Here is a 15,144-nt window from a genome sequence, read left to right on the forward strand (position 1 = left end):
TATTGACATTTGCCCCATACTTACAAAACGGTTTTTCTTTTCGGGCTTGGGGGCGGCTAAGACTGTACCTGAGTTTGGTAACAAACTTGAGTATGTATTTGGTAATGCGACAGGTACAATGCATAATATTGAACGTTCAGTAGGAATGGAAAGGCAATTAAATAGCATTGGGATATTTGATAATGCAGCCGGAAGAAACATTGTCCTTGATAATCTTACAAAAGCTTATAATAATCCATCAAGTATACTTGAAGTTCAACAAAATGGTAGAGTTGTAAGGGAATCGCTCATTGCTGGCCCAAATGGGTTTGTTAAAGCCGAGTCTATTTGGGACGGATCGAAATTAATTACAGTTACATTGTTTGGAGGGAAATAATGAGATTCATTAAGAACAGTGTTGAATTTAAATTATATGAATTAGATTCCGAGTCAGAATTAAGAGAATATATCAGAGCTAATAAAGGGATAACTGTGGGAAATGACGCTCAGGTTAAAAGGAAATTCTATGTAATTGAGAACTTAAATGATAATGTAAAAAAAGTAGTAGGTATTTTGAATGAAGGTCATGGTATCATACCAACTATAGTCAAATTTAAAAATACAGATGCAGTTGTCTTCACATCAGATAAATCAATTTATTTTTTTGACACCAAAAAGAATGAGGTTACAAAGACCTTATTATGTTATTCCTTAATTTTTGATGTGGTGACCAGAGAAAATGAAGGGAAAATGTTTATTATTTGTGAGTTGGGTATTCAATGCTTGACTATTACAGGTGACAAAATTTGGGCTTATGATAGTGAAATTGTAAGTGATTTTGCCTTTTATGACGATTATGTCAAATTAACTGTTGAAGATATCGACTATAAAATCTCTTTGCTAAACGGTGAAATACTACAAAAAATTAGTATTTGAAAGTTTTAGAAATAGTTAATAAAATCCCTAGGTCACACAGTTTCGGCTGCTGTGGACTATTTTTCTTATACCGTATAAAAGGCAAAATCGTAAGCGCTTACGATTTATGGACAGGCTTTATTCCGGAATTCCCAAATCGGTTACCAATCATGATCTTTAAATTGTTTTGTGGGTGTATCCCGAACTCTGTGTAAACTCCAAAATTGATGTAAAATAAGGCGAATATTTTATGGGAGCAATAGCTTGAATAAGTCTATCGCTCCTTTTGTCTGCATTATACAGGAATACTTCGGGTTGTCAATCGACCCCAGATAAGACTTGATATGGGGGCGGCGGATGCTACCCTTAAGAACGGGATGGGGCTTACCCCAAAGGAATACATCCTTTGAGCCGCATCCCGCGACCCATTGAAGCAGCCGCCGCAGGGTCCCATGTCAAGTCTGCCCCAGAGCGGGTTTTAGCTGAATTGCTCCAATCGGTCTTCAAAATAGATTTGCAGTTGGGAATGAATTAGCCCCCAATCCTGCCTCCGGCCAGTCCATTTTTTCGTTATATCCATCATGGCCAGATAAAGCATTTTCAGTAAGCTGTCGTCGGTTGGAAAGACGGATTTGCTTTTGGTGACTTTGCGGAGCTGGCGATTAAAGCCTTCAATAGCGTTTGTGGTGTAAATCAGCTTTCGGACTTCCTGGGGATATTTGAAGTAGGTGGCTAAATTGGCCCAGTGCGTTCGCCAGGATACCGCGATTTTGGGATATTTGCTTCCCCATTTCTCATCAAAGGCATCAAGCTCATAAAGGGCAGTTTGTTCATCAATAGCTGCGTAAATATTCTTCAGATCGGCCATGAGAGCCTTGATGTCTTTGTAGGAAACGAACTTCGTTGTGTTCCGGATCTGGTGGATGATGCACTGCTGAATTTCTGTCTTGGGAAATACGGCTTCAATGGCGTTGGTGAAACCTGTGAGACCGTCTACGCAGGCAATGAGGATATCTTCTACGCCACGATTTTTGATCCCGTTCATCACGGAGAGCCAGAATTTTGCGCTTTCATTCTCGCCGACCCACATGCCCAGTACATCTTTGACTCCGTCCATCTGGATACCGATGGCGATATACACGGCTTTCTTGACGATCTGACCCTCACTGCGCACATGGAAGTGGATGGCGTCCATAAATACGACTGCATAAATACTTTCCAGCGGTCGGCTTTGCCATTCTTTTACTACCGGCAGGATTTTATCGGTGACACGGCTTACGGTACTGTCGGATACTTCAATACCATAAATTTCACGTATATGACTTTCGATATCTCCGGTGGTCATTCCTTTGGCATACATGGATAGAATCTTTTCTTCAATGTCTCCTGAGAGTGTTGTCTGCTGCTTTTTGATGATCTGCGGCTCGAATTCGCCTTTGCGGTCACGGGGGATGGAAATATCCATATCTCCCAGGCTAGTCTTTACGGTCTTTTCGCTATAACCGTTCCGGCTGTTGTCTGTTTCTTTATTCCGGTAGTCGTATCTGCTATAGCCCAGTTCGTCTTCCATCTCTGCTTCCAGGCCGTTTTCCAGGACGGTACTTACCATTTCTTTGAATAGATCCTGTACTCCTGAAACATCGTTGATTCCTGCTGCCTGCAGCATCTCCAGTAACTTTTTACGTTGTTCTCTTCTCTCGGGGGTAATTCTCCTCTTGGCCATAAATAAAAACCTCCATGTGATGCTCTTATCTTACATCACTCTGGAGGTTTACACAAAATCTGAAACGGTCTCTGTTTTGTTCACGCTATATTTCATAGAATTTATATGAAAGCATTAAATATAAACGCACATTCCAATCATTTAGATCCAAGTTGGTCAACTTGGTAATCTGTTCCATTCTGCTTAAAAATGTGCTCCGGGCAATAAAAAGCGCATTTGCAGTAGCTGAAGCATTATATTGATTTTTAATATATTCAAATAGCGTTTCAAAATGCTGCGTATGATTTTTGTTATCATATTCTTTTATTTTCAAAATAACTGTGCTACATATTTGTTCCGGCGAAAAGTCACCTTTTGCGGAATGCAAAAGATAATCAAGGGTATAATCATCAAATTTATATAACCAATAGTTTGGTTTAATTTTTTTGCCGATTTCGAAAGCAATTTTTGTCTGGTTAAATGCTTGATACACATTCTGTAATTCGCGAAATCGTCTGCTGATTGCTGCAATTAGCATGCTGTCACGAATCAATGTCGGAAGCTCTTGAAAGAAATTGACGGTTTCAAATTTTTTGAAAACAGTGATATTTACAAGAATCAGTGTGTAGATTTCATTTTGTATACAGCAAATCCCCTGCCATTTTCGCTCCATTTGCGTTCCGATGTAATTTGCATAAAGATGTGATTCCCCCTTGATATTTGTTGTGAAGTTAATTAAAAAATACTCATCATCCTGGTGATAATGATTTTGAGAAAGTGTCGTTAACAGGGTATAAGCATCAACCCTGACGCCATTAATAAAATTGCGGAAAACTTCCTTTAAAAGTTGGGTACTACCCGCATTCCTTTCAAAAGACCCACTGATGGAATATAGTTCTTCGAGATATTTCGCAAGATAATCTAATAAGTGGGTGTAGTACTTATTTTTATCTTCATCCTCTGAATACCACGTTCCCAAACGTCCAACGTACGAATTATGGAAAAAGATATTTTTATGCAGACAATGTTCGATTTCGTTATATTGAAACACTTCCTTAATCGAATCCAATGTGCTGAAACCCTGTTTCACAATCATCTGCAATGCTTGATCAATATTTAGATCTGGAAACTCAGGAATATATTTTTTTGTATACGATATAAAATGAAACTGAGTATCCGCCAGAAAAACACCTTGATCCACAACCATCTCCAGATTATCAAACATTTTGTCAAATGTAGCAAAGTTGCTTATATTATCGATCATTATTTTTTCCCATTCATTAAATCTTAAAAAAATCTGCATGATCTGGTTAAAAATGATTGTCATCGGCACATTGTCCTCAATAATAATTAAATTGATTGTAGAGTTAAGGATGTTTTTTGCGAAGCGGTTATGGCATACGAAAATAACGTCTTCTTTGTTATGTACAATTTGTATTCTTTCACTACTATCTATTAGTACAATATGACCTGACATATTTAAGCCTTCCTCATAAAACAGCGGGAGATCCACTTCAATATCCTGAGAGAAAACCTTATAAGAACAGGACATTTTCTTGCTCAATTCGTATTTGATAACGGAACCATGCAACAACATAGATGTTCCCCCTCAATTAGTCTTTGTAATACAAATTGTATTGTTTACTAAAACCATTTTCAATATGAATGACGGTGTTTTTTTTAAAAATATTGAATTATCATATGAATCAAACAACGCATTTTTTTGAAAGGTGTGATTTTTATTAAGAAAGAAAAATTTGATCCCATTAAAGAAAGAGAAATTATTGGAATGTATCCCCCAATTGAAAGTATTGAATTAATTGGGATGTACGGATTTCCAGCCACACCAAGAATGCATCGTCCAATTGAACGAAGAGAAAATTTCAAAATGCTATTTAGAGGAGAGACTCCGTATTGGATCCCTGTTTGTGGTTGGGTTGGAGCAGAAACAAATATGTTCCGACCACGTCAACATCCCGATAATTATGCCAATCATCAAGCGTTTGACGGCGGAGAGTGCATCGATTTCCGAAAAGCAGGCAATATCTTGACTGGATGGTTTGGCCTTGAGCTTCAGTGGGAAGAAAATGTTTGTGGCGCAACCATAAAGCCTGGGGCACCGAAAGTACCTGATATCAATCGATGGGAAGATTATATTTCAATGCCGGATCTTGATGAGATGGACTGGGAAGGCATTGTAAACGACAATAAGGAATATTTGGCAGACGACCGTCTTATTCAGTTGGGGATCCAGTTTGGCATGTGGGAACGACTGATGAATCTGATGGGTGCCGCTGAAGCGGCGATGGCTTTAGTCGATGAGGACCAGCAGGAAGGTGTACATCGTTTCTTTGACAAGCTTGCGGATGTCTATGTTGATTATATCCGGCGTATGAAGAAAATTATTAATGTTGAGAGTGTTTTCTTCCATGACGATTGGGGTACAAGCACCGGTCCGTTCTTTTCTTTAGATACTTGCAGAGAAATGATTGTTCCGTATATCAAACGGATAACCGATGTGTGTCATGAATTGGGCATTATTTTTGAGCATCATAGCTGCGGAAAAGCGGAAAGGCTGATACCGGCAATGATCGAAGAAGGTGATGATTATTGGTATCCACAACCATCGCTGAATGATATAGACGCCATGATCGAAACGTATCATGATGCACCAATAACGTTTGCTGTAGCCAGTCCTGTTCTTACCAGTGATATGACAGATGAAGATATACGAGCACTTGCCCAAAAATGGTTCGAAAAATATGGAGATAAGAGAATTCTTCTGACTATGAATGTCGATCCTATTGCGGAAAATGACTTGAGTAAGTTCCCTGTTTTTGCAGATAAGGTCTATGAATTAAGTCGTATTGCCTATCAGAATGTCGAATAATATTACAAATTATTCAACTAAAGTATTAACCATAATAAATTAGATATTCAAGGAGTCATTTTATGATCATTATCGGTGAAAAAATCAATGGCGCTATTCCCTCAGTCGCCAAAGCCATAACGGAGAAGAACGCTGACTTTATACGCAATCTAGCTAAAATCCAGACAGACGCTGGTGCAGATTTTATCGACGTCTGCGCATCTACTGATACCAGCATCGAAATTGAGACCCTGAAATGGCTGATCGACCTGGTCCAGGAAGTGACCGATACCCCGATCTGTATTGACAGCCCGAATGCTCAGGCGATCGTTGCAGCAATTCCGTTCTGCAAAAAGCCGGGACTTATTAACTCTGTATCTGGCGAAGGCGACAAGATCGATGTGATTTTCCCAATTATCTCCGCCACGAAATGGGAATGTGTCGCGCTGCTCAACGATGACAGTGGCATCTCCAAGAGCGCTGAAAAACGCCTCGAAGTCTTCGCCAGCATCATGAAACTTGCGAAAGACTTCAATATTGCCCCGTCCCGCCTGCACATCGACCCGCTGGTTGAAATGCTTTGCACCTCTGAAGACGGTATCAACATGATCGTCGATGTCATGAAAGAAATCAAATGGCAGTATCCGACCATCCATATCACCGGCGGTTGCAGCAACGTCTCCTTCAATCTGCCCGCCCGTAAGCTCGTCAACCAGGCTTTCCTCGTACTGGCAATGAACGCTGGTATGGACAGCGGCATTCTCGATCCAACCAATCAGGACCTTCTCGGTATGATTTTCTCAACTGAAGCGCTTTTAGGCCAGGATGAATACTGCATGGAATACATCAGCGCTTTTCGGGAAGGCAAGTTCGGGCAGAAGAAATAATATCTTATGCAAAACGCAAACTATTCTTGAGCACAAACTCGATTTTCGAATTTTAACTTTGGGAGGATAAAAATGGCAAAAATTAACGAAGTCAAAGCAATGGTAGAAGCAGGTAAAACGAAACTGGTAGCTGGTCTGGTTCAGGAAGCATTGGATGAAGGCAGCGCTGCGAAAGACGTCCTTCAGGGCATGGTGGACTCCATGAGCGTGGTTGGTGACAAATTCTCCACCGGCGAAATCTTTGTACCGGAAATGCTGATGGCAGCTAAAGCAATGGCCAAAGGCGTAGAAGTCTTAAAACCGTTAATGGCTGGCGACAGCTCCAACTCTTTAGGTACCTGCATTATCGGAACCGTCGCCGGCGACCTGCACGATATTGGAAAAAACCTTGTTTCCATGATGATTGAAAGCGCCGGCTTCACCATGGTTGACCTCGGTGTTGATGTCCCGGCAGACAGATGGATCCAAGCGATCAATGAAAATCAGAACGTGACCTTAGTTGCCTGTTCCGGTCTTCTGACCACCACGATGCCTGCACTGAAAGAAGCGGTACAGACGATCAAAAAAGGCAGCGGCCTCACTGGCTTCAAAGTCATCATCGGCGGCGCACCAGTAACCCAGGATTTCGCCACAGAAATCGGTGCTGACGGATTTGCCCCCGATGCCGGCAGCGCGGCTGTTAAAGCCGTTGAACTGGTGAAGGCCTAACAATCCAATAACGATATCAATTGATATTCTAACCTATTAGTCACTTTATATTAAATTAAAGCTTCTTTTGACTAAATTCACAAGTTGAATCTAACAAAAGAAGCTTATTTTATAATCGTCAGCATATTAATTATCAATTTAATCCAGGTCCAGATTCCTTACCTGTTTAAGCCAATTGTTTCATTTACCGAAGAATTTGTAAGCGCATACAAATTCTTCAAATTTAGAAATTTTTTGTATCGAAGATACATTGAAAGGCTTGACAATATATCATACGGGGAAAGGGAAAAAAGTAATGCCTTACGAGTATTCGTTGATTCAAATATCCTGGTATCTGCTGTGTTAAGACAGGGCTAGGAGAGTATTTCGTAAGAAAAGACCCTTTCAGAGGTCCTAGTCGTATACTAAAGGTAAAGAAAGCAAGCAATTAATTTAGGTTGTAAATACTAAAAGCAATCAAAACAGATTGCTTTTAATTTTAATGCTGTTATAATAACACTAGAGGTGGTTCTATGCTCTACACTGCTGTGATTGCCGATCTGGTAAACTCGAAAAAGCTTCCCAAAAGCGACCGTGAACAGATTCAACGATATATGAAGATGTGCCTGAATGTCCTGAACAGCATCTTTCAAAGATCGCAGGAATTTGCCGTCATCTTCAGCGCAGGTGACGAAGTACAAGGACTGTTCAAAACACCGACAGCCGCATTTCTCTATGTTCGTCTTTTAAAAATGCTGCTGGCTCCTCTACCCATTCGCTGCGGATTTGGGGTAGGGGACTGGGATGTCCGGATTCCGGACGGGACTTCAGCGGAACAGGACGGACCAGCTTACCATCTGGCCAGGGAGGCAATTTTAAGGATCCCGGAACGCAGCGGCTATGACTTATTATTCAACGCCAAGCACGAAAACGATCTGGTCATTAATACCTTGCTCAAAACATCCGATCTGCTCGTCAGGAAACAGAGTCTGTATCAAAACAACGTCTTATTGCTGACCGAAGTCATTCAGCCGCTGTTTGACCAAAAGGCAATGGATCTGCCTGCATTCAAGCGGCTGCCAGGTCTTGTTTCGGAAAGGTACCGCCAGAGCTATTATCAAAAAACACGAATCAAAGCGGCTTCAATCGATGACGTATCCTGGATTAACAGCGAGCATATTGAACCTTTCGCCATTTTTACTTCGGAGTCACTTCAAAATAAATTGACCCTGAAAGAGGTCTATAAAAAAGGATTATCAGGAAAAATATCAAATATTACCAATACATCCAGACAGAATGTTGACAACGTGATCAAATCTGCCAACATTCCAGAGATTCGTGAAATTGATATTGTTACCCTGCTGATGATCCATCGAACCTTTGAGAGGTGAGTTATGAATTTTTTGCTGCCGATAATTGCCCATCTGCTTGGAGACTTCATTCTGCAAAGCACGGCAATGGCTACCAAAAAACGTGACCAGATCAAGTACTTTCTCTGGCATTGTCTGATCTATGCCGTCCTTCTGATTCTGGCTCTAATCTGGTTTGGACCTGTTAATAACATGATATTTGCAGTGCTGATCATCGTTCTAAGCCACCTGTCTATCGATTATTCCAGAACCCGTCTGCTTCAATATTATGCAGCCAAACAGCCGGACTTGGCAAAAACAGATTTTTTCCTGTTTGTTGCCGACCAGTTTTTACATATCCTGATTATCCTGGCCTGCGGCTTTTATCTTACAGAAACAAGCGGACTCGGAGAAAGTGTCTTAGGTAGGATTTCGGTGGATTTGACGGGGCCGGAACTATACAACGGTGCCGTGCTCATCTTGTTGTATATCTTGTGCCTGTCGCCTGCCGCTATTTTTATCAAAAAGATCCTGATCTTATTTCATTTTCAGAATCAGGAGGATACCAACGAGTTAATTAAAAGCGGGTATCTGATCGGCGTGCTGGAACGGGTTATTACATTGACACTGTGGCTGAACGGGCAGCTCGGGGCCATTGGCTTTGTGCTCGCAGCAAAAAGTTTAGCGCGTTTCAGTCAGCTAAACGACCGGGATTTCGCCGAAAAATATCTTGTCGGCACGCTGTTGAGCATCGTGATCGCACTCGGCTGTATTACACTCGGCAACGCATTACTGATCATCAGGTGAGCCATCAAACTAATTGAATACGTCGAAATCAGTATAATATTATATAAGAAATAATTGTTTGAAAGTTCTTAAAAGGATACTGCATGATTAATAAAAACGAAATCGTCAAAAAATATGCCCAGGATGAAGAAAGCAGGCTACTGCTTGCCCGGGTCCTTGACAAGCTTGAAGAATCCGAGAAAAAGAATATTCCGGCCTTTACAAGGTTCTGCAATCAGCAGCAGCGGTCTTTGGCCGAAAATATGCTTATTACGGACGGAAGATCCCGGCATTTTTTCTGGGGAGGCTATGAAGGGGCTGAGCGTACCGTATTGGTCTTTTTTCCGGACTACTTGGAGCCCGAACAGGTCATTCAGGATGATGAATATTGCCCATTAGCTTTTATCCGGGCGGAATATCCTGCAGACAGCGGCCTGTCGCATCGGGATTTCCTAGGCAGCTTAATGGGGGCAGGAATCAAACGGGAAACGGTCGGTGACATTCTGGTCACAGAAAAAAGCTGTGATCTGATTGTCCTGAAAGAAATCCTGCCGTTCCTGATAAACAATCTGGAATCAGTTGGCCGTGTCAAAATAAAAACAGCAATCATCTCTGCGGGATTGCTGCAAATACCGGAAGAAAAAGTTCTTCTGCTGAAAGACACCGTAGCCTCATTACGGCTGGACAGTGTGGTCGCGGCAGGTTTTAACTTAAGCCGTACCAAAGCGGGGGAATATGTTGAATCCGGGAAGGTCATGCTGAATTCACTGGAATGTGACAAGACAGATAAGACGGTTGCAGAAGGGGATACGCTATCTCTGCGCGGCTTCGGAAAAATCAAGCTTCAGGAAGTAGGCGGACTTTCTAAAAAAGGCCGCCAGTCCATCGTGATTAAAAAGTATGTCTAGTACAACGCTCTTGAAATAAATACCCAAATTTATTCTCGTGCCAATCGTTCTGCTTCGGCCTTCGCTGCCCGAAAGCAGTCTTTGATTTCTTCAGCGGCCAAGGCGGAACCTTCCTTTTGCTTCCTGAAATATTGCATCAATACTTTGCCGATTGCATAGCAGCTAATAAACACAAGCGAGGCTGTTCCCGGCGTGCTGCTTGAGTCTGCGTCCAAGCCAACCCTGGTCAATCCTTCCAGACCATATTTGGCAGTAAGCGCAAGGCCGGCCTGCCCGGAAAGTTCGCGGAAAAGACGTTGGGCGTCCTCGGGAGCCAGCGTTTGACCGGATTCCTCCGCCAGGCGCAGCGTTAGATATACCTCTGTGATTTGAAGCAGGATGGTATCCTTGTGTTCAGCGGCCGAGGCGGCTGTGCCGGCTGTCAGGACAATCAGCCGGTTCATTCTGTCCCTGATTTTATTTTGAGGGAGCTTATTTACGGCTTCCTCAATTTTATTTAGGTATTCTTCCGGCGTAATGGTTTCCGAACCACTGCAGACCGGACAGGATTCAGCATCATGAACATGAACGGCATGGCCGGTCTTCTGGGAATGGTCATGGCCACAGTTGCAGGATTGCTGATGCTGAGTGGAGTGATTGTGCCGATTAGGTAGATGATGCGGATGTTTTTTCGGATGGTTCGCAGGCATATGATGTCCTTTCTGTCCATAAAGGATAAGCTAGCAGACTGATTTGTGTTTTGTCTTAATATAACACAATCTACGATTTTTTTTAAATACTTTTACTGATAAACGAATAAGCCACAAGGTCAGAAAAAATGAGAATGTCAGATATTATTCGATCCGGACATTCTCAATAAATGAATAAATATATTTCAGCCGACGAAATGAACATGATTCATATAACCACTAAATCACCCGTTTTGCCCCGAGATAGACAGATTTCCAATAGGTTCCGAAACTATAGACAGCAACACCTTTGGAGCTTGAAGCATTGATAAACTGGTTATTGCCAATGTAAATCCCCTCATGATCAACGACACCGTTTTTGGCAATTGAAAAGAAAACGATATCTCCCGGTTGTAAATTAGCGAAACTGACCGCTTTGCCAACCAGGTACTGGTCCCTGGAAATACGCGGCAGGGTAATGCCGTTTTGCGCAAAAACATATTGAACAAATCCAGAACAATCAAATCCAGTCGATGGGGAAGTACCTCCATATTTGTAGGGGACACCAATGTATTTCTGGGCCGTCGCAACAATCGCGCTGGCTTTGACGCCCTGCGCTTTATTCGTATAGGCGGTGTTTATGGCTGAAGCCGTGATCGGCCCAACAATTCCGTCAGCCGATAAATTCTTGGCTTTCTGAAAAGCGATGACACCGGCTTGTGTTTTGAGTCCGAAAATTCCGTCCACTGTGCCGACGCTGTAACCCAGACAGTTAAGTTTGGTTTGTAGTTCTACGACATCCGACCCCGTCGAGCCTGTCTTCAGAAGTGTATTGCCGAGGGCAGCAGACGTTACCTGAGCTAAGCCGAGAATCAGGATTGCAGAAAGAAGCAGCGTAACAACAATTTTTTTCGTCATTAAAATCCTCCACTCCGTAAAATTTTGTCTTCTCAATTCTATAAGGGTCTCGTTCGCTTCTTACCAGTATTTTAACAATTCACTGGAAAAAAGGCATGTCCAAAATTCTGGAAATATTTATAACGTGGGAAAAGGATGATAATTTGTCTTCAAGATGATATATTAGGTGTGATTCATTAAATGAATGTTTTCATTAAACGGATACACACACCTCGGATACCACACCTCTAATTTGCCGTAAGGGGAAATAGCATGAGAGAAAAGCAAAGCTACTGGAATATCCATCCTTCAGATCAAATATTTGCAACCAAATGGGAGCCGGATACGCTCCCCGCCAAAGCAATCATCTTGATTATCCACGGGATATCGGAGCATTCCGGCAGATATGCGCCGTTTGCCAGGGAGTTGACGGAGGCAGGGTACATTGTTTATGCCTACGACCAGAGAGGCCATGGCAAAACAACTGAAACCGCAGGCATGGAAGGATTTGCGGGTCAAGACGGCTGGAACCTTATGGTACATGATGTCTATGATTCTGTTGCCCTGGTCAAAAAAGAAAATCCCGGACTGCCGTTGTTCATTTTTGGTCATAGTATGGGAAGCTTTATTCTTCAGCATTATATGCATCTCTATGGAGATGAGCAGGGAGTACAGGGGTTTATTTTATCCGGCCCGGGCGGAGACACGACGTTTATGCTGTATTTTGGCCGCTTTTTATGTCGGATGATAGCTCTGGTCAAAGGAAAGCTTTACAAAAGCAAATTCATTCACGAGCTGACTTTTAAAAACTTCAATGCCCGGTGCGCAGAAAACAGGACAGAATTTGACTGGCTTACCACCAATCTGCTTGTTGTCGATGAATATATTCAGGATAGTTACTGCGGGGGAACCTGTACTTTAGCGTTCTATCATGATTTTTTTGCCGGAATTTTGCAAGTACAAAAGAAGTCTAACATCAGGAAGATCCCGAAAGACATTCCGATTCTGATCCTCTCCGGCCAAATGGATCCTGTCGGCCACTACGGAGAAATTATCACAGCTCTGCGTCTGCATTACCAACAAGCTGGAATCCGTGATGTTACTGTAAAACAATATGAAAACTGCAGACATGAACTGCACAATGAAACGGACAATTCTCAAGTTCTTCAGGATATAATTCAGTGGCTAAGTTCCAAGATTGGCAAGAATAACATAGCGCATAGATAGACGGATAGACGGATAGATAAATTGATTGATTGACAGATAAGTAGACCGATAGCATAGATATAGAAATGAGGAGGGAAAGATGATGAAAAGAATCCAATTTGCTTTGGTTGCTTTCCTGATTGGCACAATGTTTGTTTTGCCCATTAATTCTCCTATTGCCTCGGCCGAAACTCAGAAGAGTATGACGATTTTGTTTACACATGACATGCATGATCATCTCCTGCCGGTCAAAGACGAACAAAACGGTGTGATAAATCAGTCAGGCGGATTTGCCAGACTCCAGAGCGCCATTGCTGCCGAGAAAGAGGGTGACCCGGATGCATTGCTCCTCGATGCCGGAGATTATTCCATGGGAACGCCATTTCAGACGATTTTTCGGACAGACTCCCCGGAGCTTCGCGTTATGGGGCAGATGGGGTATGATGTTGTAACCCTGGGTAATCACGAATATGACTACAGGGCTTCCGGACTGGCCGACAGCCTTCAGGCAGCTGTTGCTGCGCGGAAAAACGGGGAGATTTTGCCCCGGATCGTTCAGGCCAATATTGCCTTTCCGGCCAAAGAGGACGGCAGCTTAACGCCTTCGCTGGCAGCTCTGCAACAGGCTTATCAGGATTATGGGATCACCGAATACACCGTCATTGAAAAGAATGGGGTAAAGATCGGTATTTTTGGCCTGATTGGAAACGATGCGGCATCCAACGCACCGAAAGCCGAAGTGGAATTCGCCGATCCAGTCGCGAACGCCGAACGGATCGTTTCGGTCCTGAAAAACCAGGAAAAAGTTGATTTAATTATCTGCTTATCCCATTCCGGGACCTGGGAAAAGGCATCCGAATCTGAAGACCAGATCCTGGCAAAAGAAGTTCCCGATATTGATGTGATTATCAGTGGCCATACCCACACCAAACTTGAAGAACCAATCATCGAAGGCAAGACGCTTATTTGTTCCGCCGGAGACAGCTGCAAGTACCTTGGTGTTTTGCAAATTTCTCAAAAATCCGGTTCTTCAGACTGGGGACTTGTTGCTTACCGTCTGCCGGCAATCGATGAAAGACTGCCTGAGGATCCGCAGATTGCCGGTATTGTAAGTCAGTTCAAACAACAGGTTCAGGACAAATTCTTTGCTCCGTTTCAGTTAAATTATGATCAAGTATTGGCAGAATCCCCCTATAACTTCCGGAAGGTCAACGACATATTGAATACGCATCAGGAAGATCCATTGGCCAACCTGATTTCTGATGCCTACGTTTATGCTGTGAAAAAGGCGGAAGGTTCCGGCTATGTTCCGGTGGATGTCGCAGTTGTACCTGCCGGGACGATCAGAGGTACCTTTTTTAAGGGCGCGATCACGGCAGCCGACGCCTTCAGCGTAAGCTCCCTCGGGACCGGTCCGGATAATATTCCGGGGTATCCGCTGGTTTCTGTCTATTTAACCGGCCAGGAATTAAAGACTCTATGCGAAGTAGATGCCTCGATCTCGCCGATGATGGCTGAAGCCCAATTGTTCATGTCAGGTATTGATTTCACGTATAATCCGAACCGGATGATATTCAATAAGGTCACTGACGCCGTGTTGCAGAAGCCGGACGGCTCTATTGAAGAGATTGACGATACCAAATTATACAGGGTGGTTGCCGGTTTGTATTCTGCTCAGATGCTTTCGATCGTCGGCGATAAATCTTACGGTCTATTATCGATTGTGCCGAAAACAGAAGAAGGTATACCGGTTACAGATTTTGAAGCCCAGATCGTCAAAGACACAGCCGGAAATAATGCCGAAGTCAAAGAATGGCAGGCCCTCGCCTTATATCTTCAGTCCTTTGCTAAAGTCGGCGGAGTTCCAACGATCTCTGATGATTACGGCATGATACTTGGAAGAAAAGTGGTAGACAACAGCCATCATCCAATATCCCTACTCGCCAATCCGAACAAAATAACCCTGACGGTCTATACCGTTGTTCTTGTTGTTATGACGCTGATTATTTTTGCGATTTACAGGATCGTTACCCGTCGCAGACGCTTGGCCCGAATCAACCAGAAATCTGTCTGAAATCAGTTTTTCTGTATGAAAACATGCAGAATCTTAGCCGGAAAGATTTCTGGCTTTTATTTTTTATTTTTTATTTTTTTATCGAGCGAAAAAGTAAGTTGCAATTGTAAGCAGGAATTTGCCGGGGTCCCCAAGAACTAACATAACACCATACTTGGGAAATCGTATTGGCAGCAAACATTCTGCTTGCTGTGATGTTTACATGGCTGGTAAGCGA

14 protein-coding genes are annotated in these 15,144 nt (G+C 42.9%); 10 read left to right on the plus strand and 4 right to left on the minus strand.

Annotated elements, in window-relative coordinates; translation table 11 throughout:
* Positions 1-46: 46 nt before the first annotated feature.
* Both AB3489_RS07410 and AB3489_RS07415 read left to right on the plus strand, forming a co-directional pair.
* Positions 47-376, plus strand: a complete 330-nt coding sequence (locus AB3489_RS07410; RefSeq protein ID WP_368294546.1) for a hypothetical protein — start codon at positions 47-49, stop codon at positions 374-376.
* Entirely contained in the window at positions 376-915 is a 540-nt protein-coding gene (locus AB3489_RS07415; RefSeq protein ID WP_368294547.1) for a hypothetical protein, read from the plus strand. The genes AB3489_RS07410 and AB3489_RS07415 overlap by 1 nt, the downstream gene beginning before the upstream one ends.
* A gap of 457 nt (positions 916-1,372) precedes the next feature.
* On the opposite strand, the gene AB3489_RS07420 is transcribed toward AB3489_RS07415, so the two are convergent.
* Entirely contained in the window at positions 1,373-2,617 is a 1,245-nt protein-coding gene (locus AB3489_RS07420; protein WP_368292328.1) for an IS256 family transposase, read from the minus strand.
* Between the two features lie 85 nt (positions 2,618-2,702).
* The gene (locus AB3489_RS07425) at positions 2,703-4,193 is read right to left on the minus strand and encodes a PucR family transcriptional regulator (RefSeq protein WP_368292329.1); all 1,491 of its coding nucleotides are present in this window, start codon (positions 4,191-4,193) and stop codon (positions 2,703-2,705) included.
* Between the two features lie 291 nt (positions 4,194-4,484).
* Between AB3489_RS07425 and AB3489_RS07430 the strand changes: the two genes are divergently transcribed.
* The 6 genes from AB3489_RS07430 (at position 4,485) to AB3489_RS07455 (ending at position 10,082) form a co-directional block, all read left to right on the plus strand.
* Positions 4,485-5,486 (plus strand): uroporphyrinogen decarboxylase family protein, encoded by a 1,002-nt coding sequence (locus AB3489_RS07430; protein ID WP_368292331.1) that lies wholly within the window; start codon positions 4,485-4,487, stop codon positions 5,484-5,486.
* Positions 5,487-5,548: 62 nt separating this feature from the next.
* Complete coding sequence (locus AB3489_RS07435; protein ID WP_368292332.1) at positions 5,549-6,352, plus strand: methyltetrahydrofolate cobalamin methyltransferase; 804 nt, start codon at positions 5,549-5,551, stop codon at positions 6,350-6,352.
* Between the two features lie 72 nt (positions 6,353-6,424).
* Entirely contained in the window at positions 6,425-7,060 is a 636-nt protein-coding gene (locus tag AB3489_RS07440; protein ID WP_368292333.1) for a corrinoid protein, read from the plus strand.
* A gap of 512 nt (positions 7,061-7,572) precedes the next feature.
* Entirely contained in the window at positions 7,573-8,430 is an 858-nt protein-coding gene (locus AB3489_RS07445) for a SatD family protein (protein WP_368292335.1), read from the plus strand.
* A 3-nt stretch (positions 8,431-8,433) separates the two neighbouring features.
* Positions 8,434-9,195, plus strand: coding sequence for a DUF3307 domain-containing protein (locus AB3489_RS07450; RefSeq protein WP_368292336.1), 762 nt, complete (start codon positions 8,434-8,436; stop codon positions 9,193-9,195).
* Positions 9,196-9,278: 83 nt separating this feature from the next.
* A complete protein-coding gene (locus AB3489_RS07455; RefSeq protein WP_368292338.1) occupies positions 9,279-10,082 on the plus strand; it encodes an RNA-binding protein in 804 nt (267 codons plus the stop codon).
* A gap of 29 nt (positions 10,083-10,111) precedes the next feature.
* Here AB3489_RS07455 and AB3489_RS07460 read toward each other — a convergent pair whose 3' ends face one another.
* Both AB3489_RS07460 and AB3489_RS07465 read right to left on the minus strand, forming a co-directional pair.
* On the minus strand, positions 10,112-10,771 hold the full coding sequence (locus AB3489_RS07460; protein WP_368292340.1) for a hypothetical protein: 660 nt from the start codon (positions 10,769-10,771) through the stop codon (positions 10,112-10,114).
* A gap of 219 nt (positions 10,772-10,990) precedes the next feature.
* Positions 10,991-11,668 (minus strand): C40 family peptidase, encoded by a 678-nt coding sequence (locus AB3489_RS07465; protein WP_368292342.1) that lies wholly within the window; start codon positions 11,666-11,668, stop codon positions 10,991-10,993.
* Positions 11,669-11,920: 252 nt separating this feature from the next.
* On the opposite strand from AB3489_RS07465, the gene AB3489_RS07470 reads away from it, so the two are divergent.
* Both AB3489_RS07470 and AB3489_RS07475 read left to right on the plus strand, forming a co-directional pair.
* On the plus strand, positions 11,921-12,874 hold the full coding sequence (locus AB3489_RS07470) for a lysophospholipase (protein ID WP_368292344.1): 954 nt from the start codon (positions 11,921-11,923) through the stop codon (positions 12,872-12,874).
* A gap of 82 nt (positions 12,875-12,956) precedes the next feature.
* Positions 12,957-14,927 carry a bifunctional UDP-sugar hydrolase/5'-nucleotidase gene (locus tag AB3489_RS07475; protein ID WP_368292346.1) on the plus strand — a complete coding sequence of 657 codons (1,971 nt, stop codon included), beginning with the start codon at positions 12,957-12,959 and terminating at the stop codon, positions 14,925-14,927.
* The last annotated feature ends 217 nt before the right edge of the window (positions 14,928-15,144 follow it).

It is taken from the genome of Dehalobacter sp. TBBPA1 (assembly GCF_040931655.1).
Lineage (GTDB): Bacteria > Bacillota > Desulfitobacteriia > Desulfitobacteriales > Syntrophobotulaceae > Dehalobacter > Dehalobacter restrictus.